The organism is Flavobacterium sp. NPDC079362, from assembly GCF_050267765.1.
Classification (GTDB): domain Bacteria; phylum Bacteroidota; class Bacteroidia; order Flavobacteriales; family Flavobacteriaceae; genus Flavobacterium; species Flavobacterium azizsancarii.
In genome coordinates this window covers 43,012-66,393 of sequence record NZ_JBNNFM010000012.1, presented here as the reverse complement: position 1 = coordinate 66,393, position 23,382 = coordinate 43,012, and the positions used below count along the sequence as shown (strand labels likewise).

The following is a 23,382-nucleotide window of genomic DNA, read 5'->3' as shown; positions in this document are numbered from 1 at the left end:
TTTTTATTGTCCATTTACAACGCGGTATAATGGCTGTACACAATTATTCTCTGCATTTTTTTCATATGCAATTGGTCCGGAGGTATCGCCCATACGACACAGCTCTTCTTTCTGTATGTCACTGCACTGAGTTCTGTTAGGAGAACAGGTTCCGTTGGGATTAGCAAAATAGCCCCATTTCAATGCAACATCATTTTTTTCAGGTGCCTTCTGCATGGAAGTTGTAGCAAAAGCTCCTGAAACTGCCAAGGCTACAACAGCTGCCGGCAGTACGTTTTTTAAAATTAAAGTTTTCATAATATTAAATTTGAAATTATAAGTCTGATCTACTTTTTTCTACAGGTGTTCGATCTGATTCCTGATACCGGCCGGTATATTATTATCGGATGCAGCCAGGCTGAAGCCGATATTTATTTCTTTGTAATTTCTTTTTTTAAGACATTCTTCAACTTGTAAACAACAAGATCTTCTCCTATTATCACAGAGAGGTAATCTTGGGTGACTGCAAAAGAATTCAGGGTGCTGGATGAGGTGTGATATATCGGAAAACTCATCAGATAACTTCCTTTGGTCAGATCGTAAACATCGATAATAAAAGATTTCTGCCACAGTGTTTCATCCTCATATTGGCCTCTGACAAGTGAATGGACGAATAGCAGATTTTTATATACGGCAGCTTTTGAATTCACCACATCCGATGGAGAAGACAGGGCGTACTGTTTTCCTCCCTTGAGCGTTGATACTTTTAACCTTGCTTTTGAAATGGTGTCGATAGTATGGCCCCTGTATTGAAGAGTACCGTTTTGATCTGCCACAATGAATTCATTTCGATAGTAGTATAAATACACGATTTTCTTTATTCCATTGCTGTATAAAAGTATACCGTCGGTATCGAAGATACCGTCGATCTGTTTTTGTAAGAGGTCTCTTTTATAGTTAATTTTAGGGATTGAGTCTATTTTAAAAACACCCAGCACATTGGCAAGTTTTACTGAATTATTTGATCGGAAAGCGACCGAAGCTCCATCGATTGGTACTAGCTTTGTAAAATAGGGCATTCCTTCAAATTCTTTAGTGATGCTCCAGTTTTTAGCGTCTCCCCGGAACAACACTGGAACGCTTCCATCATAAAGGTAGAAGTGTGGCTCCTGCAGTGTAATATAAATATTTTTAAAAGGGATCTTTCCCGGTGAGAACGAAATCATTTGGATTTTTTGATCTTTTAGATCAGAGTCAAATGACATAAGGTAGGAAGGAAATTCATAGTTGCCCAGAATTATTCGGTTTCCGCGCAAACCCACTATATAATAGGAATTATGCTTTAATTTAAACGAGGCTGAATATTCTGCTGGATGTTGCGGATAACGTCTTAAAAATGGATTGCGGTGGTGCATGACTTCTTCGGAAAATACAAAGAGAAGCACTATTGCCAAAATGCTAGTCACAAGTGTCGCAGCTATAGGTTTAAAAGAACTTAGAAAGATGTAATTAAAAGGTTCAGGTTTTTTCTCTTGTCTATTTAAACCTATTGCCAAAATTGCCAGTATGACAAAAACAAGATTGAATATAAGATGGGCATTCCAGCTCATTTTTTCCAGAATTCCACCACAGGAACACGGAACAAAAGAACCGAAATGAAGAAGTATAAAGATATAGGCAGAAAACATAGTCATTAAACTCAATGCCAGATAAAGACCCAATGTTCGTGATTTTGGAACAACAAGTAATGCAGCAACCAGTACTTCAATTACAATTACCAGCCAGGAAATCCATGATGCATATATACTTAGTAAGGGCGACTGTCCAAGGTGAACCTGAAAATTTTCAAAGTCTAATATTTTGCTGGTAGCTGCATATATAAAAAGCGTAACACACAAAAGATAGATTATTTTTAGGGAGACAGTCTTTATATTTTTGTTTACATTCATGATTTCATTTAAAGTGATTATTTGATCAATTTTAAGACTTAATATTCTAAGTAAACTCTCTTTGTAAATCTTAAAACAGCATTCAAATAGGTTAATGTATTCTGTTGATTACAGCTAAAACAAATCTACAAAAACCTATTATACTGTCTGTTATCAAAAACAGGCGCAGATTATTCAATAGCATTCAAATGTTAGTTAAAAATAAAGATTGCCTTGCTGCATAAAAAGAAGATGCCAATAAACAATTTTATGTTTATTGGCATCAATTAATTTTCTTATTTCATTTACTTTCCGATATCACTCAATGAACTAAGTTTTTCACTGAATTCTATGAGTCCCGCTTTTTGAAGAAATTCATCTCCAAATTGTTTTAGTTCCTGGAGATTTTCCTGAGGAATACTGGTCAAAAAGAGGGATGATTTATCATCACCTTTTGCGGTGAGCCCGCGCTCAATTACATGGTTTAATAAAAGCACATTTTTGCGTGAAATTTTCAAATCAATTTTCACTACTTCATTCATGCCTGGGATACTAAATATAGTATCGAAAACCTTTGCTACATCATTTGTTGTCATCATAAAATCTATTGCAGACGGGTGGGACTAGTTTTGCAGCTCCCAGTACATTAAGACTTGCATCAGGAATTAAAGCTCATTTTGGCAGTTCTTTAAATGCATTGGCAATTAGAACCTTGCTTATTCATAGTTCTGAAGCTTCTGAACTTCCGAAATTTGAAGTTGGATGGGGGCGAGTTGCTAGAGATTTAGAAAGCATAGTGGTGTGTGAAGACCATGTAATGAGGGTGGTATATCAGGGGAAAATTAGTGCTGCAAAATATCTACGAGCACCGATTCCTTTGCCACCTGGAGCAATTGTCGGAATGGTGAAAATAAAAGCTACTCTTTGCTATGCAACTCCCGTTGATCCTCATTGTCCAGATAACTATACTCGGAGTGGTTTAGAGCCATTTTTTCGACCAAATAAAAATAAGAAACGTAAAGTTGAAAAGGGAGAAGCTGAACCAATGCATGCTTTAACAAAACCCTTTTTTGTAATGATATTATTGACGCCTTATTTGTCAATACTTATTTGATTGAAGGGAATACTTATACAGAACATTTTGCTAAAACCGGAACAATAACCATTACTTCAATGAATTCTGATAAAAAAACAGTGTCCGGAACTTTTAGTTTTACTGCTGAAAAAGTGGGCGTATTACAAACTAAAGTAGTTACACCTGATGTTGTTGAAGTAAAAAACGGAGTATTTACAAACGTGCCTTATAAAGTATTGACTACGCCATAAGTATTGAGTAATTAAATATTAATAAACCGGGTCAGAAATGGCTCGGTTTTTTTTACGTCTTAAATTTTAGGTATTTCCTATCAAAATGACAATTGTCATTTCCCGTTCAGATTCTTTTTCGTAATATTACTATGTAAATATTTTTGAATGAGAAAGATTAAATACAAGAAGGGACGCAAGCTTCAGCATATCACTTTAGAGTACACAGGTGTTGAAAAAGAGCATGAAACAGAAATGCAACTTTTTGTATACGATGATGCAGATGTCGTTGAATATGAGAAATTTACCGTTTTAGCATTAAATACCTGCATTGATTATACTAAAAATAACTGGCTCAATATTCATGGATTAAATGATATTAATTTGCTTAAAACAGTTGGTGCACATTTTAAACTGGATGATTTTTTATTAGCAGATATTTTAAATACTTCAAAAAGAACCAAATTAGAAGAACAAAAAGATATATTGTTTTTTAATATAAAATCACTTTTGCCTTCTGAATATTCGGATAATATTAGTGTTGAGCAGATAAGTTTTATTTTGAAGGACGGAATTTTAATTTCATTTCAGGAAAAACGAAGCGATTTTTTTACTCACATTCGAGAACGCCTTCGCACTCATGCAGGAATTGTGAGAACTAAAAAAGTAGATTATTTGCTTTATTTATTATTAGATGCCGTAATGGAGAATTTTTACATTACAATTGAAGACGAAGAAGATAAGATTGAGGAATTAATCAATTTGACTAAAAAAGGCGCGGATCCTATTATTCTGGAAAAGATTGAGAATCACCGTGATAATTTTAATTTTTTAAAACGTTCTATAATTCCGCTTCGAGATTCTTTGTATTATTTAAAAACAATTAAAGACGATGATACTTATAACGGAATTCAGAAAGAGACTTTTAGTTTCTTTATCAGATTGCATCAAAAAAGTCTGGAGCTTTTAGAGCAAATCGATTCTGATATGAGCTCATTAGAAAGCGCTTCTAATTTTTATTTCTCGGAACAAAGCCGAAAAATGAATGAGATCATGAAAACCCTTACGATAATTTCGGCTATTTTTATTCCGCTCACTTTTATTGTTGGTGTGTATGGAATGAATTTTGAATATATGCCGGAATTACGTGCAAAAAATGGCTATTTTATTGTCATGGGCGGTATGCTTTTATTAGTTGTCGCTTTGATTATCTATTTCAAAAAAAGACGCTGGTTTTAGCGTTTATTATACAATTACAAAATTTGTTAAGTTTCAATATATAAGTTATGAGTAAAGCAATATATATAGCCACAAGCGATCATAATAGCGGTAAATCGATTATTACACTCGGTTTAATGAGTATTTTGATTGGTAAAACGGCTAAAGTAGGATATTTTAGACCCATTGTAGAGGATTTTGTCGATGGAGAACTGGATAATCATATCGAAACAGTTTTGTCTTATTTTAATCTCGATATCAAATTTGAAGATGCGTATGCAATTACAAAAAGCAAATTGATCAAGAAGAAAAACAAAGGTAAAATAGGAGAGGTTTTAGATCTGATTATCGAAAAGTATAAAAAGCTTGAAGAACGTTTTGACTTTGTTTTGGTAGAAGGAACAAGCTTTACAGGCGAAGGAACTTCGATAGAATTAGATCTGAATGTTTTGATTGCGAAAAACCTTGGAATTCCAACTATCATTATAGGTTCTGGAGTTGGAAAGACATTAGAAGAATTGGTAGACAGTCTTTATTTGATTTACGATTCTTTTAAAATAAAAGATGTTGAGGTTTTATCCGTTATCGCCAATAAAGTTCAATTAGAGAATATAGAATTGGTAACACAAGGGTTACAGAAAAGTTTGCCAGGGAACGTCTTGATCAATACAATTCCGTTGATTTCTAGTTTAAATAATCCAACAATGCAGGAAATTGTCAATCAGCTTGATGCAAAAGTATTGTTTGGCAGTGCTTATTTAAACAACGAAATTGGGCATTTTAGCGTTGGTGCGATGCAATTGCACAATTACCTGGTTCATTTGCATGATAATGCTTTGGTAATTACTCCCGGAGACCGTTCAGATATTATTTTAGGGGCTTTGCAAGCCAATGAATCGGCTAATTATCCAACCATTTCAGGAATTATTCTAACCGGAAATATAGTTCCCGAAGAAAGTATTTTAAAACTAATCGAAGGGCTTTCTGCCATTGTTCCTATTATTGCCGTCGATGGCGGAACGTACAGTATTACCAATAAAATTGGTTCAATCAAATCAGAGATTTACGCCAACAACACCCATAAAATTGAAACATCGATTAGTACTTTCGAAAAATATGTAGCAGTAGACGCTTTATCTGAACGATTGATCACTTTTGTGCCGGAAGGAATGACACCAAAGATGTTCCAGTACAATATGGTAAAAAGAGCCAAACAACATCGCAAACATATTGTTTTGCCTGAAGGAACTGATGACCGAATTATCACTGCCGCTTCAAGATTATTAGATATGGACGTAGTTGATATTTCTATAATTGGTGATAAAAAACACATCGAAAATAAAGTTGCAGAACTTGGAATTACCTTTGATTTTTCGAAAGTCAATATTATCAATCCAAAAGAATCTGAGCTTTATGAGGACTATGCAAATACGTATTACGAGCTTCGAAAAGCTAAAAATGTAAGTATTACCATGGCAAGGGATTTAATGGAAGATGTGTCTTATTTTGGAACTATGATGGTGTACAAAGGGCATGCTGACGGAATGGTTTCCGGAGCAGCACATACTACACAACATACCATTTTGCCGGCGCTGCAATTTATTAAAACAAAACCAAATTCATCCGTAGTTTCATCCGTGTTTTTTATGTGTTTAGAAGACAGGGTATCTGTTTTTGGTGATTGTGCAATTAATCCAAATCCAACAGCAGAACAATTGGCCGAAATTGCTATTTCATCTGCTGAATCAAGTTTAGCTTTCGGAATCGAACCAAAAATAGCCATGCTTTCTTATTCATCAGGATCATCAGGAAAAGGAGATGAAGTTGATAAAGTGAGAACGGCGACTGAAATTGTAAAACAAAAACGACCGGATCTAAAAATTGAAGGCCCAATTCAGTACGATGCCGCAGTGGATCGTGAAGTAGGAAAAAGCAAAATGCCGAATTCTGAAGTAGCGGGGCAGGCGAGTGTACTTATTTTTCCTGATTTAAATACTGGAAATAACACGTATAAAGCCGTACAAAGAGAAACAGGAGCATTAGCTATCGGACCAATGCTGCAAGGCTTAAACAAGCCGGTAAACGATTTAAGCCGTGGCTGTACGGTTGATGATATTATAAACACAGTAGTAATTACAGCGATTCAGGCGCAAGGATTGTAAGCAATTAAAAATTAAGAATTAAAAATTATCAGTTTTACGTTCTGAAATAATACTTAAAAAAATCCGTTTTGATCCGTGTCTTCGCGATAGCGAATCCGTTTTATCAGCGTCAAAAATTTGGAAATACAAAAAATTAGCGACTTAGTGCCTTAGCGGCTAAAAATAATAAACAATGAAAATATTAATAATAAACTCAGGAAGTTCTTCAATAAAATATCAATTAATGATTATGCCTACAAACGAAGTAATTTGTTCGGGTATGATTGACAGAATTGGTTTAGAAACTTCGAATGTAACCTTCAAAACTTCTTCTGACTCACTAGAAGAATTGCTGCCAATTCCGAATCATAAAGTAGGTTTACAAAAAGTGGCTGATATGCTTTTACATCCTGAAAAAGGAGTTATAAAATCAACATCAGAGATTGGTGCAGTTGGTCATCGCGTGGTACATGGAGGAAGTTATTTCTCTGATACCACAATCATTACTGAAGAAGTTAAAGATAAAATAAAAGAACTTTCAGAACTGGCTCCATTGCATAATCCGGCACATCTTGTGGGAATAAATGTTGCCGAAGAAATTTTTTCAGCCGCAAAACAAGTGGCAGTTTTTGACACTGCTTTTCATCAGACAATTCCAGTTGAAGCGTACAAATATGCCATTCCTAATTATCTTTTAACAGAGAATAAAGTAAGGGTTTATGGTTTTCATGGAACCAGCCACAAATATGTTTCAGAAAAGGCAATTGAGCATTTAGAGAAGAGTTCTAAAATAATTACCATTCACTTAGGAAACGGTTGTAGTATGACCGCAATAAAAGATGGAAAAAGCATTGATCATACGATGGGATTTTCACCGGCAAATGGTTTAATAATGGGAACCAGAACAGGAGATATTGATCAGTCAGTTATTTTTTATATGGTTAAGAATCTCGGGTATTCTGCAGATGATGTAAATTCGATTTTGCTGAAACAAAGCGGAATGTTAGGACTTACCGGATATAGCGATTTACGTGATATCGAATCAGAAGCGGCAAAAGGAAATAAGGAATGTGAGTTAGCTTTATTGATGAACGCTTACCGTATCAGAAAATATATAGGTTCTTATGCTGCTGCTTTAAATGGCCTGGATGCTATTATCTTTACAGCTGGAATTGGCGAAAATTCATCCTATATGCGAAAATTGGTTTGTACTGATATGGATTATTTTGGAATTGAAATAGAGGATGAGAAAAATCAGATTCGTTCTAAGGAAATTAGAGAAATTAGTAAGCCAAATTCAAAAACAAAAGTTTTAGTAATACCAACAGACGAAGAATATGAAATCGCAAATCAGGTATACCAATTGCTGCAGAATTAATTGATTTTACGACTTTACATTACTTCAAATGATTATCATTACAATAATACTGTTTTTAGTTTTTGCAGCGATTTCAATGCTTCATTTTTATTGGGGTTTTGGAGGTAAATGGGGGAGTTACTCGGTCGTACCAACTAAAGACGATGGATCGCCAGTTTTTATTCCCAGAACAATTTCAACTTTTATTGTTGCTATTGGTTTATTGGGTTTTGGTGTTTTTTATTTGATAAAATATGGTTGTATAACTGTGAGTTTGCCAATATGGCTCGATAGGTATGGATTTTGGATCATCACTTTTATATTTATCCTCAGAGCTATCGGAGATTTTAATTATGTTGGCTTCTTCAAAAAACATAAAAGTTCAGATTTTGCCTTAAATGATACCAAGTATTATTCTCCTTTGTGTTTGCTAATTGGGGTATTAACATTAATACTAGTGTTTTCTAATTAAATATTTAAGTAGTTTATAGCTATAAAAAAGCTCCTCAATCGAGGAGCTTTTTTATGTTTTTAAATATTTGTCAGTATCTTTGAATATAAATCCGAATATTTTGAAATCGACACTTCTAAAACTGTTTTTCTTGTTTTTAATTGCTTCACAAATCCAGGCACAAGAATTACTTCCTTTTGTAGAAAACTATAATAAATCAGATTACCAGGGCGACAATCAAATCTGGAATGTTGCTCAGGGAAAAGATAATGCCATGTATTTTGCCAATAACCATTATTTATTGCGATATGATGGCGTAATGTGGGAAAAATATACTTTGCCTAATAAAACCATTATCCGTTCGATTATGATCGAAGGCGATAAAATCTATTCCGGTTCCTATAAAGAGTTTGGGTATTGGTATAGGAAAGAGGGAAAGATGCATTATGTTTCGATCACCAAAAATCTGCGCTTATTTGATGAAAAAGACAATGAGGAAATCTGGAAAATTTTCAAATTCAACGGGTCTATTTATTTTCAATCATTTAATGATGTTTTTATTTATAATGGAAAACACATTCAAAAAATCAGATTTCCTTTTCTAATATCCTATTGTTTCGTAGTTGATAATGATGTTTACGTAGCCTCGGTCGAAAAAGGTCTTTTTAAAATGAGTGGGGCAAAGATTGCAAACCCAAAAGGCTGGAATATCTTAAAAAATACAGTCGTTCATGCTGTCGAAAAGTACCAAAATAAGAATTATATTTTTACTCAGAAAAAAGGAATTTTTATAGTCGAAAAAGATCGTTTAGTACCTTGGAATAACCCATTAAACGAGACCTTAAAAGCAGCAACGATTAATGTAGCCAAATTTATTAAAAACAATAAATTGGTTATAGGAACAGGTAACAGAGGTCTTTTTATTTATGATTTCAATACAGATACCTATAAAAACATTGATCGCAACAATGTGTTAAAGAACAATTCAGTTTTGAGCATTGGTTTTGATAAAGAAAATGATTTGTGGCTTGGCTTGGATAATGGGATTACCCATGTAGAAATAAACTCTCCAATATCTTTCTTTTATGATAACTCGGGACTTTTAGGTTCTGTTTATTCTGTGGCTGCAATAGACAAAGGCTATTTAATTGCATCAAATCACGGTATTTTCGAGTTTGTTTCAGGAAAGTTTAAAATGATGCCTAATACACAAGGGCAGGCATGGAATATTACTAAAATTAATAATAAGTTTATCATTGGACATAATGATGGAAACTTTTGTTATGAAAATGGCTCTTTGGTTAAGATTAATAATATAAACGGAGGATGGAACTTATCTAAAAGCAGTATCAATAATACTTATTTTCAATCGACCTATAGCGGAGTCCTGGTTTATGATAATCCTGCAGACCTAACGCAATACAAGATTATTAATGATCTTTCGAAACCTATTAAATACGTTGCTCAGAATAAAAAGAATGAAATTTGGGCTGCTGATAATTACCGTGGATTGTATCGCGTTGTCTTTGATGATAATTACAAAACAAAAAAAGTTGAGAATATCACGCAGCAAAGTAAAATAAAGAATGATTTTGGAGTTAAGATTTTTGAATTTAGAAAAGAAATCCTTTTTCTAATCAACAATCTATGGTACACTTATAATTCGATTACTAATAATCTTGAAGAGAATGAACAGTTTAATTCTAATTTCAAGAATATTACCGATGTAGTCTCTATTGACGAAGATCATTTTGTGGTACTGCAAAATGGAATTTTATATCATATTCACGCAAATGGAAACAAATTTATATGGAACATCATTCAGGAGAAGTATTATAAAGGAACTTTAATCAATGATAACTTGAGAATTTTTAAAACTCAAAATCATTATTTGCTCAATCTTGATGACGGATTTATTTCTCTTCAATTAAAGTATGTTAACAAACAGAATTCAAATGTTAAGATAGAAGCGTTTAATGAAGAAAATCTAATTTCTAATGATTCAAAGATTAAATACAATACAGAACTAAAAATAAATGTGATCTCGGGGATTTATGGTGCCAGTAAGCCTAATTTATTTTATAAGATTAACAAAAGTAAAGATTTTATTCAAATTTCAAATGGATTAATTGAGCTGAATAATTTGAGCAGTGGTTACCATTCTGTTGTTGTTTACAAACATGACGGCGCCAACTATGAAAAAGTGTCCACTTTTGATTTTAAAGTTGCTGAACCCTGGTATTTTTCTATTTGGATGGTGATGCTTTATTTACTAATAGTGGGAGCAGTGTTGTTTTTCTATTATAAATGGAATAAGCTTCGTTATATGCAAAAATTAAAATTGCAGGCCGAAGAATTAAAACATCAGCGCGAAATTCTTGAAATGGAGCTAAAGGCGGAAAATGAATTGAATGTTCAGGAGTATGAAAAACATATTCTGGAACTCGAGCTGCAAACTAAATCATCTGAAGTTGCAGGTAAATCTTTGTCTATTGCAAAGCAAAGTGAAATGATCGAAAATATACAAAGCATTTTAGATTCAGAGAAAGATTTTAATAAACTCAAAAGTGAAATCAAAAAAGCTATCAAAATAAATGAAGTAAATAAGCACGAGTGGGAAACTTTTGAAACGAATCTAAATCAAATTCACAATGAGTTTATAATAAACCTTTCAAAGAAGTTTCCTAACCTTACTCCAAAGGATATTAAATTATGTATTTACCTTAAAATGAATCTTTCTTCAAAGGAGATTGCTCCTATGATGAATATCTCATTTAGAGGTGTAGAACTGCACCGATATCGTTTAAGAAAGAAGCTAAACCTCTCTCAGGAAGATAATCTCTCAAAATTTTTATTAAGTGTGTAAGATTTGTATTTGTTTTTTAAGGATATTATATTTTTAAGTATCTTTTTTTATATAATTACAATACATCATTACTACATCATAACGTTATGTTAATAATAATAAATTAACATTTAGAGTGCTGATTTTCACTAGTGTATATTAATGTTTTAACATAATGATGTAGCTATGTTGTAGTGTTGTATGATGTACTACAACGTTGTAATTGTTTAATTTGGCTCTACTAACTTAAACGATTACGAACTGTATGAAAAATTTTATTTTTAGCTTTTTAGCGCTTTTGCTATTGCCGGCATATATGTCTGGACAAGCAATTAAAGGAAAAGTAGTAGACAGTAGTGGAATGGGAGTTCCGGGAGCAGTTATTAGTGCTTCTAATTCCAGAACTTCTACAGATGCTGATTTCGACGGAAATTTTACAATTAATGCCAAAGAGGGGGAGATTCTTAAAATCTCAATGTTAGGTTTTGATGCTGTTTCTATTGCAGCAACGACCGCTCCAATGACAATCACATTAAAAGAAGCAGGTGACACTGCTTTAAAAGAAGTTGTAGTTATTGGTTACGGTACCAGAAAGAAAATTGATAATACATCTGCTGTAAGTTCAATTAAATCTGAAGAAATTACAAAAATGAAAGTATTGAATGCTTCTCAGGCTATTCAAGGTAAAGCTGCCGGTGTTCAGGTATCTAGCTCTGATGTGCCAGGAAGTACACCTTCTGTTGTGATCAGGGGAGCAGGTACAGCATTAGGAGGAAGAAATCCTTTATATGTTGTAGATGGTATGCCAACTGACAATATCAACAACATTAATACTAATGACATTACATCTTATGAAATTTTGAAAGATGCATCTTCATTAGCTATTTATGGTACAAGAGGGGCAAATGGTGTAATTATGATTACAACAAAAGCAGGAAAAGGAAAAATGAATGTAGAAGTTGAAAGTTTTGCAGGTTTTAGAACTCCTCTAAAAACTGTAAAAATGGCAAATGCTGACGAATATGTTCGTTATAGTAATGCTGCTTTCAGTGGAGCTTTCCCAGCAGGCAGATTCTCTGCAAATCAGCCTTATAATACTAATTGGCTTGATGAGATCACAAGAACGGGATCTTATACTCAAAACAATATCGCAATTTCAGGGTCTTCAGAAAACGTAAAATACTTTTTTAGTGTTGGAAATTATGAAGAAAAAGGAATTCTAAACGGATCTGATTACGGACGTACAACAATCAGAAACAACAATGAGTTCAAACTTTCTGATAAAGTGAAACTTACTCAAAATATGAGTGTGAGTACAATCAAAAATACTCCAATGCCATTAAGTGCATTTACGAATGCTTACAGACAATCTCCACTAGTTCCTGTGCGTTATGCTGATGGAAAATATGGTGTGCCATTTATTTCAAATGGAGTTGTAGGAGAAACTGGTGAATCATTCAATAATGTTGGAAATCCGGTAGCTCAATTAGATTATACAAATGAGAGACAACAAACTCTTACTTTGCAAGGTGGTTTGAAATTAGATTATGAAATTATCAAATCATTAAAATTCACTTCACAATTTAATGGAGAGTTTTATACTTACAAACAGTACAATTATGTTGATAACGTAGCACTTTGGTTATCTGCAGATCCTACGCGTGTACAATCAAAGTACCCTGGAGATTTGAATGTTAACACATTGACAAGAAGCAGAGACCAATATTTTAATTGGAATTTGTCTAACTACTTTACATATAATAAAGTTTTTGCTAATATTCATGATGTTGAAGTTACTGCTGGTATCGAGGCGAATGTTCAAGGTACAAGAGAGAAATTGACTATCGACAGAAAGAATGTTAATCCAAATGCGGACTATTGGTCATTAAAAGATGTGAATGTTGCAAGTTCAGTAACAGGATATAAAGATGAAGCTTTGAACCAAAGAAGATTACAATCTTATTTTGCGCGTTTTCAATACAAATTGATGGACAGATATTTACTTACAGGTACTGTAAGACGTGACGGATCATCACAATTTGCTGATGACAAGCGTTGGGGAACATTCCCATCAGTTGGTTTGGGATGGATTGTATCTAAAGAAAGTTTCTTAAGTAAAGTAGAAACAATTGATTTATTAAAATTAAGAGGTTCTTGGGGTAGATTAGGTAATCAAAATGTACCATTGAATACTCAAACTTTTACTTCTGGATTAGATTATCCTTTTGGTTCAGGAACAACAATCAACTCACAAGTTGACCCTAACTTATCTTGGGAAATTGTAGAAGAACTTTCAGGTGGTGTTGATTTTGAATTGTTTAAAAGTAGATTAAAAGGATCTTTTGATTTATATGAGAAAAAAACAACAAACACAATTTTGAATGTTAAACCATATTCAGCTTCAGGAATTACAGTAGCTGCACCTTCACATATTGGAGAAGTATCTAACAAAGGTTATGAAATTGCATTACGTTGGGATGACAAAATAAATGATAATTTAAGCTACTGGGTTGGAGGTAACTTCTCCCATAATAATAATGAGCTTACTAATCTTAAAAACGTTCAGTTATCTCCTATCATCGGAGGAAGTTTAGGAAATGGTCAAAACACAAAAATTCTTGATAATACTTCTGTAGGACAGCCTTTAGGTAGTTTCTATATGTATGAATTTGCCGGAATTGATCAGGCTAATGGTAACATGTTATACTATAACGCAAACGGAGAAAAAGTAGTTCAGACAGCATTAAACGAGAGAACTGATAAAAAATACGTAGGATCACTTTTACCAACTTCTACTTACGGAGTTACAATGGGGTTAACGTATAAAAATATTGATTTTTCTGTTGATGGATACGGAACAGGAGGAGCTAAAGTGTATAATGGTAAAAAAGCACAACGTTTTGGAGGTGAGAATATCGAAGCTTCAACAGCACGTGATTTCTGGTCACCAACAAATACAACATCTTCTAATCCTGCACCTTCTAACGTGACTCCTGTTGCTTCAACATATTACTTAGAATCAGCAGATTTCTTTAGAATCAATAACATTACTGTAGGATATAAACTTCCTTTAAAAGATGATCAGTTTTTTAGCTACTGTAGAATATATGTAAATGCAATCAATCCGTTTATTACGCAAAAATTCTCAGGATTCTCTCCTGACGTTACAGGCGATGGTAAATTGGTTGAAGGTACTCAAGGAGTTGAGTTAGATGCTTATCCATCATTGAGATCATTTGTTATAGGTGCTAATTTAAAATTTTAATATCATGAAAAAAATATATATATCAATGTTTGTGCTTTCCGGATTGCTCTTTGCAGGATGCGCAGATGACTTTTTGGATGTAAGTCCGACAGAATCAATTCCGGTAGATCCGGCGTTGGTAAACAGTGATGAAGGTGCTACTGGTTTTGTAACAGCAATTTACAATCAGTTTTTAGGATGGGAAATGTCTTCGTTTGGCTGGAATGCAGTTTCAAGTATCATTACAGATGATGCAGATAAAGGTTCTGATCCTGGTGATGCAGGTGGAGATAAAGATATCATTGATGCTTTAACTTATAATGCTTCAACACCATCATTTGAATCTACATGGAATGCTAATTATGCGGGAATAAACAGATGTAATCAAGCCTTAGAGATGTTTCCTAAACTTGATAAAGTTACTCCTGAATTAAAAACCAGATTAACAGGTGAAGCTAAATTTATGAGAGCTTTCATGTATTTTACTTTAGTAAAAGGATATGGCGGAGTTCCTATTGTAGATCACTTATCAGGTGTTCCAATTTCAGATGCTGATAAACAAATGCAGTTAACCCGCAAGTCAGTTGCAGAAGTTTATACTTTTATCGAAAAAGATTTGGCAGATGCTATTGAAGCTTTACCAGAAAAAGGCGCTTACGTAGGAAATGATAAAAAAAGAGTTTCTAAAGGTTCAGCTTATGCTTTGTTAGCAAAAGTAAACTTATATCAAAAAAATTGGCAAAAAGTAATTGACAATTGTGATAAAGTAACCGGATATAGCTTAGTTTCAGATTATTCTCTTCAATATAAAAAAGAAGGTGAATTTGGTGATGAATCTATTTTTGAAATTGATGGAGTTGGTACAACGGCCACTCCAGGTTTCGGAATTGGAAACTACACTGTTTCTCAGGCACCACGTGGTGCTGGAGGATGGGGTTGGGGATTCAATACACCAACTAAAGGTTTAGCAGATGCTTATGAGCCAGGTGATGTAAGACGTGCAGCTACTATTATTTTCAGAGGATCATTTTTGTATGATGGTAGAGAAGTTCCTTCTACTGTAGCAAATGCAATGTATAATTATAAAGCGTATTCATCATCTTTTTATAATGTAGAATTTACAGATACAAATCTTAGATATTTAAGATATGCAGAAGTAATCTTAATGAAAGCTGAAGCTTTGAATGAATTAGGACAAACTTCTGAAGCTATTCCTTTAGTAAATCAAATTCGTAAAAGAGCAGGTTTAGGAGATACTCCTTTTACTTCTCAATCAGATATTAGAAAAGCAATCTATAAAGAAAGAAGATTAGAATTTGCTTTTGAGCATGACAGATGGTTTGATCTTGTGAGAACAGGACAAGCTCAGTCAGCTATGGCAGCAGATGGAAAAACTTTTATTGTTGGAAAACATGAGTTATGGCCAGTTCCAACTACATTCTTAAGAGAAGCAGGTGGACTTTCTCAACAAAACCCTGGTGGTTACTAATTAAATTTTTTTAAATCACTCCTTTCTTGTGAAAGGAGTGATTTTTATTAATTGTTTTCAAATTTTATTATAATGGTTAGAATTTCAGTTTTATTATTAGCATTGAGTTTTTTTGGTTGTGGGTCAATTGGTGAAAAGTCGAAAGATAAAGTTGCCGAAAAGACTTCTGTGGTTAAATTAACAGATGATGAACTTTTAGCTATTGTTCAAAAACAAACTTTCAAATATTTCTGGGATTATGCAGAACCAAATTCTGGATTAGCAAGAGAACGCTATCATCCGGATGGATTTTATCCTGATAATGACCCAAACATTGTAACAACCGGAGGTTCAGGTTTTGGACTTATGGCAATTGTTTCCGGAATATCACAAGGTTATATTACCAAAGCACAAGGAGTTGAAAGACTAAACAAAATTGCTGACTTTTTAGGCAAAGCAGATCGTTTTCACGGAGCGTGGTCGCATTGGATAGACGGAAATACCGGAAAAGTAAAACCTTTTGGAACCAAGGATAATGGTGGAGACTTAGTCGAAACATCATTTTTGGTTGCAGGGATTATTACTGTTCGCGAATATCTAAAAGACGGTTCTGAAAAAGACAAAGCTGTAGCTCAAAAATATGATGCACTTTGGAAAGGCGTAGACTGGCAATGGTATACAAACAATAAAAATGTATTGTACTGGCACTGGTCGCCAAATTACGACTGGCAAATGAATTTTCCGCTTGAGGGATATAACGAATGTTTGATTACATATGTTCTTGGAGCGTCTTCGCCAACACATGCAATAGATGCAAAAGCATACCATGAAGGCTGGGCGAGAAGTGGCGGAATAGTGACTTCTAAAACAAAATATAATATTCCATTGATTTTAAAGCATAATGGAGCAGAGGAATTTGGCGGACCATTATTTTGGGCACATTATTCTTATGTAGGACTTGATCCAAATCAATTAACAGATAAATATGCCAACTATTGGGATCTGAATGTAAATCAGGTTAAAATAGATTATGAATATTGTGTTGAAAATCCAAAGAAATTTGCAGGTTATGGCGCTGATTATTGGGGATTAACAGCATCTTATTCAAGAAATCCTGATGGATCAATTGGGTATAATGCACATTTTCCAACAAATGATGTTGGGGTTATATCACCAACAGGAGCAATAAGTTCAATTGTGTATACTCCAAAAGAATCAATGGCCGTGATACGTAATCTTTATGAAAATCATAAAGATCAAACCTGGGGAGATGCAGGTTTCTATGATGCCCTTAGTTTAGGAAATAATTGGGTAGCAAAACGTTATTTGGCAATCGATCAGGGACCTGAAGTAGTGATGATCGAAAATTACCGCACAGGTTTATTATGGAAATTATTCATGAATGCTCCTGAAGTAAAACAAGGTTTGGTAAAACTTGGATTTAAATCCGGGAAATACGGTTTTTAATAACGTTTAAAATGAAAAACAGTTTAGCGTTATTGATGGTTCTTTTTTCAGTAATGAGTTTTGCTCAGACTGAAACTACCGGAAAAATAAATACGGTTATAGTCGTAAAACATGAATTAGGTTATGCTTTACACAAACCGGCAAATACAAAGGAAAAAAAGCCATTAATAGTATTTATTTCTGGAGATGGAGAAAAAGGTACAGACATTGAAAAAGTAAAGATCAATGGCCCTTTAAAATATCTTAAAACACATCAGTTAGATGCTTATGTATTAGCACCGCAATGCAAAGAAGATGAAAATTGGGATATTGAATCGATTAATGAATTGATTTTAAAGGTTCAAAAAGAAAACGAAATAGACGCTGATAGAATATATGTTACAGGTCTAAGTTCAGGAGGCTGGGCAGCATGGAATCTCGCACTTTCATATCCGGATAAGTTTGCCGCAATAGTGCCTATTTCAGGTTTTGTTGATTTTATTGAGCTGGAAAATGCTTGTAAAATAGCTGCTATCCCAACCCGAATTTTCCACGGATTATTAGACGATGTGGTAAAAGTAGATTATGCAATTACAATCTACAAAGAATTGAAAAAATGCAATGCAAAGGATGTCCAATTAACCATTTTTGATGATGCAGGTCACGATAGCTGGACAAGAGTTTATGACAATCAGGAGATTTATGACTGGATGTTTAAACAAAGAAAAATGAATACAAACAAATAAATACAATAGAATGAAAAACAAATTAGTCTTACTATTTTTAGGATGTGCTGTTTTGGGTTATGCCCAGAAAAAGAATACTAAAAACGCAGTAAAAATTAAACCAAGGTCAGAGTTTGTAGCTGAGTTATTGTCGAAAATGACATTAGATGAAAAATTAGGTCAGCTTAATTTACCAACTTCTGGAGATATTACTACAGGACAAGCAAACAGTTCTGATGTGGCTACGAAAATTGCTGAAGGAAAAGTAGGAGGTTTATTCAATATAAAATCTGTTCAAAAAATTAGAGAAGTACAAAAAATAGCTGTTGAAAAGAGCCGATTGAAAATTCCATTGATTTTTGGAATGGATGTTATTCACGGTTACGAAACAACATTCCCAATTCCGTTAGGATTATCTTGTACTTGGGATATGGGATTGATCGAAAGAAGTGCTCAAATTGCAGCGCAGGAAGCAAGTGCTGATGGTATCAACTGGACATTCTCTCCAATGGTTGATGTTTCTCGTGATCCTCGTTGGGGAAGAGTTTCTGAAGGTTCAGGAGAAGATCCTTACTTAGGAAGCCGAATTGCAACTGCGATGGTAAACGGATACCAACAACATGATCTTACAAAAAATAATTCGATCATGGCGTGTGTAAAACATTTCGCTTTATACGGTGCTCCAGAAGGTGGTCGTGATTACAATACAGTTGATATGAGTCGTATCAGAATGTTCAACGATTATTTCCCTCCTTACAAAGCAGCTGTTGACGCTGGTGTAGGTTCTGTTATGGCTTCTTTTAATGAAGTAGACGGAATTCCCGCAACAGGAAACAAATGGTTAATGACAGATATTTTAAGAAAAGAATGGGGCTTTAAAGGATTCGTAGTAACAGATTTTACAGGAATTCCTGAAATGATCGAACACGGAATGGGAGATTTACAAGCGGTATCTGCGCAGTCTTTAAATGCTGGTGTTGAAATGGATATGGTTGGAGAAGGTTTCTTAACTACTTTGAAAAAATCATTAGATGAGAAGAAAGTAACTATCGAAACAATCGATAATGCTGTTAAACTTATTTTGGAGGCTAAATATGACCTTGGATTGTTCCAGGATCCTTATAAATATTGTGATGCTAACAGAGCAAAAACGGAGATCTTTACTGCAAGCAGCAGAAAAGAAGCAAGATCAATTTCAGCACAATCATTGGTTTTATTAAAAAATCAAGGGCAGGTTTTACCACTTAAAAAATCAGGAACTATTGCTTTAATCGGGCCATTGGCTGATGCTAAAGAAAATATGCCCGGAACATGGAGTGTAGCTACAAAAATGGAAAATGCTATTTCACTTTTAGCAGGAATCAAAGAAGTAGCAGGAAAATCTACGAAAGTATTATATGCAAAAGGAAGTAATTTAGATTATGATGAAACTTTTGAGACAAACGCAACCATGTTTGGTAAAACGTTACACCGTGATGCCCGTTCAAAAGAAGAATTATTAGCTGAAGCTTTACAAGTGGCTAATCAATCAGATGTAATTGTTGCTGCACTTGGAGAATCTGCTGAATTAAGTGGAGAATCAAGCAGCCGTACGAATTTAGAAATTCCACAAGCACAAAAAGATTTATTAAACGCATTATTGAAAACAGGAAAACCAGTTGTTTTAGTTTTATTTGATGGTCGCCCATTAGTGATTAAAGAAGAAAACGAAACTGTTCCTGCAATTTTAAATGTTTGGTTCGCAGGTAGCGAAGCAGGTTATGCTATTGCTGATGTTTTATTTGGAGATGTAAATCCTTCAGGAAAATTAACATCAACTTTCCCAAGAAGTGTTGGTCAATTGCCAATTTACTATGCTCATAAAAATACAGGAAGACCACTTTCTAACACAGAAGGTAAATTCGAAAAATTCAGATCTAACTATATCGATGAGAGAAATGAGCCATTATTCCCATTTGGTTTCGGTTTAAGTTATACTTCTTTTGAGTATTCAAATGTGAAAATTTCATCTGATAAAATGAATCCTGCAGGAAAATTAAAAGTGACAGTTGATGTTGCAAATACAGGAAACTATGACGGAAAAGAAGTTGTTCAGTTATACATCAGAGATTTAGTAGGTTCAGTAACAAGACCAGTTAGAGAATTGAAAAATTTCCAAAAAATTACACTTAAAAAAGGGGAGAAACAAACCGTGACTTTTGATATCACAGTTGAAGATTTAAAATTTTATAATTCTGATTTACAATTCGTAGCAGAACCTGGACATTTTGATGTTTTCGTTGGAGGAAATTCAAATGCCGATAAGAAAGTTAGTTTTGAGTTAACTAAATAGTTGGTTTATTTATTATTGATTGGCCCTCCGTAGTTAGTTCGGAGGGCCTTTTTTTAGCTTTTTAGTCTGTCTTTTGTAAGTAAATTCTATAGATCATAAATTTTAATTTTTATAAAATGAACACAATTAAAATATCCGGTGCATTTTTTTTAATACTGACAATAGCTCTTTTCTCCTCTTGCAGTGCAAAAAAAGATGTTGTTGTAGCGCATCGCGGAGCCTGGAAAAAAAATAACCTGCCAGAAAATTCAATAGCTTCCCTTAGGCATGCTATTGATCTAAAACTTGCCGGTTCAGAATTTGACGTCTGGAGAACGGCTGATGATTCTCTTGTAATCAATCATGATGCCCATTATAATAAACTGCTTATTGAAGAAACAAATTATGCAGACTTAATAAAATTTAAACTTTCGAATGGGGAGAAATTGCCAACCTTACACGAATATATTACAGAAGGTAAAAGAAACAATAAACACACTCTTTTGGTCTGCGAAATAAAACCTTCGGAAATAAGTAAAGAAAGAGGAAAAACGACGGCGCTAAAAACGGTTGAAGTGATCAAAAAGCTTCAGGCCGAAAAAATTACCGGATACATTAGTTTTGATTATGATATACTGAAGCAAATCAGACAAGTAGATCAAAGAACTTCTTTGCAATATCTTGAAGGTAATAAATCTCCAAAAGAAGTAAATTCAGACCATATTTCAGGTGTTGATTATCATTATTCTTTTTTTCAAAAACATCCTGAATGGATCAAAGAAGCAAAAGACAACAATATTACCCTGAATGTCTGGACCGTTAATGATGCTGATGTTATGGATTGGATTATCGAAAACAAATTCGATTATATCACCACCAATGAACCTGAATTATTAAACGAAAGATTAAAGATTAAAGAATAAAGAGTGAGAATTAGATTTTAAACTATGAGATCTAATTTTAAAAACAAAAAATAAAAGAAATGTATAAACTATCGTCTCTATCGCTTTTGTTGCTTTTGATAGGATTTAATACCAATATCTCGGCACAAAAATCCAGTATTCCGGGTAAAACAGAATGGTTTGATCCTAACAAAACAGCTACAACCTACTGTAATCCAATTAATATTGGGTACAATTATACCACTCATAATCATAACGGAATTCCGGAATCGCGCCGTTCAAGTGCAGATCCGGTAATTATTACTTACAAGGGCGAGTATTATTTATTTGCTACCAATCAGGCAGGTTTCTTTTGGAGCAAGGATATGTCAGATTGGAATTTCGTTTATGGAAGTTTTCAAAGACAGCCGGGCGATGATGATCAGTGCGCACCTGCGGCATGGGTTGTAAATGATACCTTATTTTATGTAGGTTCAACCTGGAAGAAAGATCACCCAATCTGGAAAACAGCTGATCCTAAATCAGGAAGATGGACAAGGCACGTAGACAAAGCAATGCTGCCAACATGGGATCCTGCTATTTTTCAGGATGATGATAAAAAAGTATATATGTATTACGGTTCAAGCGGAAAATTACCTCTTGTTGGTACCGAAGTAGATTATAAAACGTGGTTGCCAATAGGTAATCAGGCAGACTATGCAAAGCTATACGCTGCAACTGAAGTAGAAGATATTCAGCGTCCGTACGGACAAATTAAAGAAGTAGTGGGACTTGATCCTAAAAACCACGGTTGGGAACGTTTTGGACCTAACAATGATATGGAACCTGCACCTTGGGGTGATTTTATAGAAGGTGCATGGATGACCAAACACAACGGAAAATATTATATGCAATATGGTGCTCCGGCGACTGAATTTAAAGGATATGCAAATGGAGTTCACGTTGGTAATAGTCCGCTAGGGCCTTTTGAATATCAAAAACACAATCCAATGTCATATAAACCGGGAGGATTTGTAATTGGAGCAGGACACGGAAATACTTTTGCTGATAATTTTGGCAATTACTGGAATACCGGGACTTGCAAAATTTCGATAAAAGATCGTTTTGAGCGCCGTATCGATATGTTTCCTGCGGGATTTGATAAAGATGATGTCATGTATTCTATCACTTCTTACGGCGATTTTCCAATTGTATTGCCAACACAAGAGCGTGATCAGACAAAAGGAGCTTCATCAGGATGGATGTTACTTTCGTATAAAAAACCGGTAACAGTTTCTTCTTCTGAAGAATGTATGGAAGTGGAAACACACAGAATGGATAATGGCGGTAAAAAAGTATACGAGAAATTCTGCTACGGTGCTGAAAATTTAACCGATGAAAATATTCAAACCTATTGGTCTGCTAAAACAGCTGATGCCGGAGAATGGCTTCAGATGGATTTAGGCCGACCAATGGAAATTAAGGCATTGCAGATTAATTATGCAGATCATAAAGCGACTCAGTTTAATAAAGCAATGGATATTTATTATCAATATAAAATCTATATGTCTGATGATGCGCAGAACTGGACATTAGTAGTCGATAAATCTAAAAATGACAAAGATGTTCCTCATGATTATGTAGAGTTAACGAAAGCAATTAAAGCACGTTACATCAAAATGGAAAATATTCATAATGCATCTGGATTGTTTGCGATCTCTGATTTCAGAGTATTTGGTAATGGATTATTAGAAAAACCAAAAGCTGTTAACTCGCTTAAAGTAGATCGAAATAAAACAGATTCAAGAAATGCTATGATTTCCTGGAAAAAACAAGCGGATGCCATTGGTTACAATATTTATTACGGTATCACGCCTGATAAATTATACAATGCCATTATGGTGTATGGAGATAATTCGTATGATTTTAGAGGTTTAGACAAAGGAACAAAGTATTACTTTACTATCGAAGCTTTTAATGAAAATGGAATTGGAACAGAGAATAAGATTATCGAAGTAAAATAGCTTTATTTTATTAAAATGATAAAAACTCTAATTATAAACGAACAGGTTTGTAATTAGAG

At 34.1% G+C, this 23,382-nt stretch carries 17 protein-coding genes; 14 read left to right on the top strand and 3 right to left on the bottom strand.

Features of this window, described 5'->3' with window-relative positions; translation table 11 throughout:
• Positions 1 to 3: 3 nt before the first annotated feature.
• From ACQKCJ_RS12480 to ACQKCJ_RS12470, 3 genes are all read right to left on the bottom strand, one after another.
• Positions 4 to 297, bottom strand: a complete 294-nt coding sequence (locus ACQKCJ_RS12480; RefSeq protein WP_271335344.1) for a DUF6520 family protein — start codon at positions 295 to 297, stop codon at positions 4 to 6.
• Between the two features lie 113 nt (positions 298 to 410).
• Positions 411 to 1,928: a MauE/DoxX family redox-associated membrane protein gene (locus ACQKCJ_RS12475; protein ID WP_271335345.1), complete on the bottom strand. Its 1,518-nt coding sequence runs from the start codon at positions 1,926 to 1,928 to the stop codon at positions 411 to 413.
• A gap of 284 nt (positions 1,929 to 2,212) precedes the next feature.
• Positions 2,213 to 2,506, bottom strand: coding sequence for a hypothetical protein (locus ACQKCJ_RS12470; protein ID WP_271335346.1), 294 nt, complete (start codon positions 2,504 to 2,506; stop codon positions 2,213 to 2,215).
• An 8-nt stretch (positions 2,507 to 2,514) separates the two neighbouring features.
• Between ACQKCJ_RS12470 and ACQKCJ_RS12465 the strand changes: the two genes are divergently transcribed.
• From ACQKCJ_RS12465 to ACQKCJ_RS12400, 14 genes are all read left to right on the top strand, one after another.
• Positions 2,515 to 3,021, top strand: a complete 507-nt coding sequence (locus ACQKCJ_RS12465) for a hypothetical protein (protein WP_271335347.1) — start codon at positions 2,515 to 2,517, stop codon at positions 3,019 to 3,021.
• The gene (locus ACQKCJ_RS12460; protein ID WP_271335348.1) at positions 3,018 to 3,233 is read left to right on the top strand and encodes a DUF6252 family protein; all 216 of its coding nucleotides are present in this window, start codon (positions 3,018 to 3,020) and stop codon (positions 3,231 to 3,233) included. Before ACQKCJ_RS12465 ends, ACQKCJ_RS12460 begins: the two co-directional genes overlap by 4 nt.
• 147 nt (positions 3,234 to 3,380) lie before the next feature.
• Complete coding sequence (gene corA, locus ACQKCJ_RS12455; RefSeq protein WP_271335349.1) at positions 3,381 to 4,451, top strand: magnesium/cobalt transporter CorA; 1,071 nt, start codon at positions 3,381 to 3,383, stop codon at positions 4,449 to 4,451.
• A gap of 47 nt (positions 4,452 to 4,498) precedes the next feature.
• On the top strand, positions 4,499 to 6,592 hold the full coding sequence (pta, locus tag ACQKCJ_RS12450; protein ID WP_271335350.1) for a phosphate acetyltransferase: 2,094 nt from the start codon (positions 4,499 to 4,501) through the stop codon (positions 6,590 to 6,592).
• A 172-nt stretch (positions 6,593 to 6,764) separates the two neighbouring features.
• Complete coding sequence (locus ACQKCJ_RS12445) at positions 6,765 to 7,949, top strand: acetate/propionate family kinase (protein ID WP_271335351.1); 1,185 nt, start codon at positions 6,765 to 6,767, stop codon at positions 7,947 to 7,949.
• 28 nt (positions 7,950 to 7,977) lie between these two features.
• Positions 7,978 to 8,400, top strand: coding sequence for a DUF3995 domain-containing protein (locus ACQKCJ_RS12440; protein WP_271335352.1), 423 nt, complete (start codon positions 7,978 to 7,980; stop codon positions 8,398 to 8,400).
• A 100-nt stretch (positions 8,401 to 8,500) separates the two neighbouring features.
• Positions 8,501 to 11,245 (top strand): histidine kinase, encoded by a 2,745-nt coding sequence (locus ACQKCJ_RS12435; RefSeq protein WP_271335353.1) that lies wholly within the window; start codon positions 8,501 to 8,503, stop codon positions 11,243 to 11,245.
• Positions 11,246 to 11,489: 244 nt separating this feature from the next.
• Positions 11,490 to 14,489: a SusC/RagA family TonB-linked outer membrane protein gene (locus ACQKCJ_RS12430; RefSeq protein ID WP_271335354.1), complete on the top strand. Its 3,000-nt coding sequence runs from the start codon at positions 11,490 to 11,492 to the stop codon at positions 14,487 to 14,489.
• A gap of 4 nt (positions 14,490 to 14,493) precedes the next feature.
• On the top strand, positions 14,494 to 15,957 hold the full coding sequence (locus ACQKCJ_RS12425; RefSeq protein ID WP_271335355.1) for a RagB/SusD family nutrient uptake outer membrane protein: 1,464 nt from the start codon (positions 14,494 to 14,496) through the stop codon (positions 15,955 to 15,957).
• A 72-nt stretch (positions 15,958 to 16,029) separates the two neighbouring features.
• Positions 16,030 to 17,403: a glucoamylase family protein gene (locus tag ACQKCJ_RS12420; RefSeq protein ID WP_271335356.1), complete on the top strand. Its 1,374-nt coding sequence runs from the start codon at positions 16,030 to 16,032 to the stop codon at positions 17,401 to 17,403.
• Between the two features lie 11 nt (positions 17,404 to 17,414).
• Complete coding sequence (locus ACQKCJ_RS12415; RefSeq protein WP_271335357.1) at positions 17,415 to 18,128, top strand: prolyl oligopeptidase family serine peptidase; 714 nt, start codon at positions 17,415 to 17,417, stop codon at positions 18,126 to 18,128.
• A 10-nt stretch (positions 18,129 to 18,138) separates the two neighbouring features.
• Positions 18,139 to 20,439, top strand: coding sequence for a beta-glucosidase BglX (gene bglX / locus ACQKCJ_RS12410; protein WP_271335358.1), 2,301 nt, complete (start codon positions 18,139 to 18,141; stop codon positions 20,437 to 20,439).
• Between the two features lie 116 nt (positions 20,440 to 20,555).
• Positions 20,556 to 21,341: a glycerophosphodiester phosphodiesterase family protein gene (locus tag ACQKCJ_RS12405; RefSeq protein ID WP_271335359.1), complete on the top strand. Its 786-nt coding sequence runs from the start codon at positions 20,556 to 20,558 to the stop codon at positions 21,339 to 21,341.
• Positions 21,342 to 21,400: 59 nt separating this feature from the next.
• On the top strand, positions 21,401 to 23,323 hold the full coding sequence (locus tag ACQKCJ_RS12400) for a discoidin domain-containing protein (RefSeq protein WP_271335360.1): 1,923 nt from the start codon (positions 21,401 to 21,403) through the stop codon (positions 23,321 to 23,323).
• Positions 23,324 to 23,382: the final 59 nt, after the last annotated feature.

Excerpts from the sequence above, each read along its gene's own strand:
- ACQKCJ_RS12480 (WP_271335344.1), bottom strand. The coding sequence starts at position 297 with ATGAAAACTTTAATTTTAAAAAACGTACTGCCGGCAGCTGTTGTAGCC.
- ACQKCJ_RS12475 (WP_271335345.1), bottom strand. The coding sequence starts at position 1,928 with ATGAATGTAAACAAAAATATAAAGACTGTCTCCCTAAAAATAATCTAT.
- ACQKCJ_RS12470 (WP_271335346.1), bottom strand. The coding sequence starts at position 2,506 with ATGATGACAACAAATGATGTAGCAAAGGTTTTCGATACTATATTTAGT.
- corA (WP_271335349.1), top strand. The coding sequence starts at position 3,381 with ATGAGAAAGATTAAATACAAGAAGGGACGCAAGCTTCAGCATATCACT.
- pta (WP_271335350.1), top strand. The coding sequence starts at position 4,499 with ATGAGTAAAGCAATATATATAGCCACAAGCGATCATAATAGCGGTAAA.
- ACQKCJ_RS12445 (WP_271335351.1), top strand. The coding sequence starts at position 6,765 with ATGAAAATATTAATAATAAACTCAGGAAGTTCTTCAATAAAATATCAA.
- ACQKCJ_RS12440 (WP_271335352.1), top strand. The coding sequence starts at position 7,978 with ATGATTATCATTACAATAATACTGTTTTTAGTTTTTGCAGCGATTTCA.
- ACQKCJ_RS12430 (WP_271335354.1), top strand. The coding sequence starts at position 11,490 with ATGAAAAATTTTATTTTTAGCTTTTTAGCGCTTTTGCTATTGCCGGCA.
- ACQKCJ_RS12425 (WP_271335355.1), top strand. The coding sequence starts at position 14,494 with ATGAAAAAAATATATATATCAATGTTTGTGCTTTCCGGATTGCTCTTT.
- ACQKCJ_RS12420 (WP_271335356.1), top strand. The coding sequence starts at position 16,030 with ATGGTTAGAATTTCAGTTTTATTATTAGCATTGAGTTTTTTTGGTTGT.
- ACQKCJ_RS12415 (WP_271335357.1), top strand. The coding sequence starts at position 17,415 with ATGAAAAACAGTTTAGCGTTATTGATGGTTCTTTTTTCAGTAATGAGT.
- bglX (WP_271335358.1), top strand. The coding sequence starts at position 18,139 with ATGAAAAACAAATTAGTCTTACTATTTTTAGGATGTGCTGTTTTGGGT.
- ACQKCJ_RS12405 (WP_271335359.1), top strand. The coding sequence starts at position 20,556 with ATGAACACAATTAAAATATCCGGTGCATTTTTTTTAATACTGACAATA.
- ACQKCJ_RS12400 (WP_271335360.1), top strand. The coding sequence starts at position 21,401 with ATGTATAAACTATCGTCTCTATCGCTTTTGTTGCTTTTGATAGGATTT.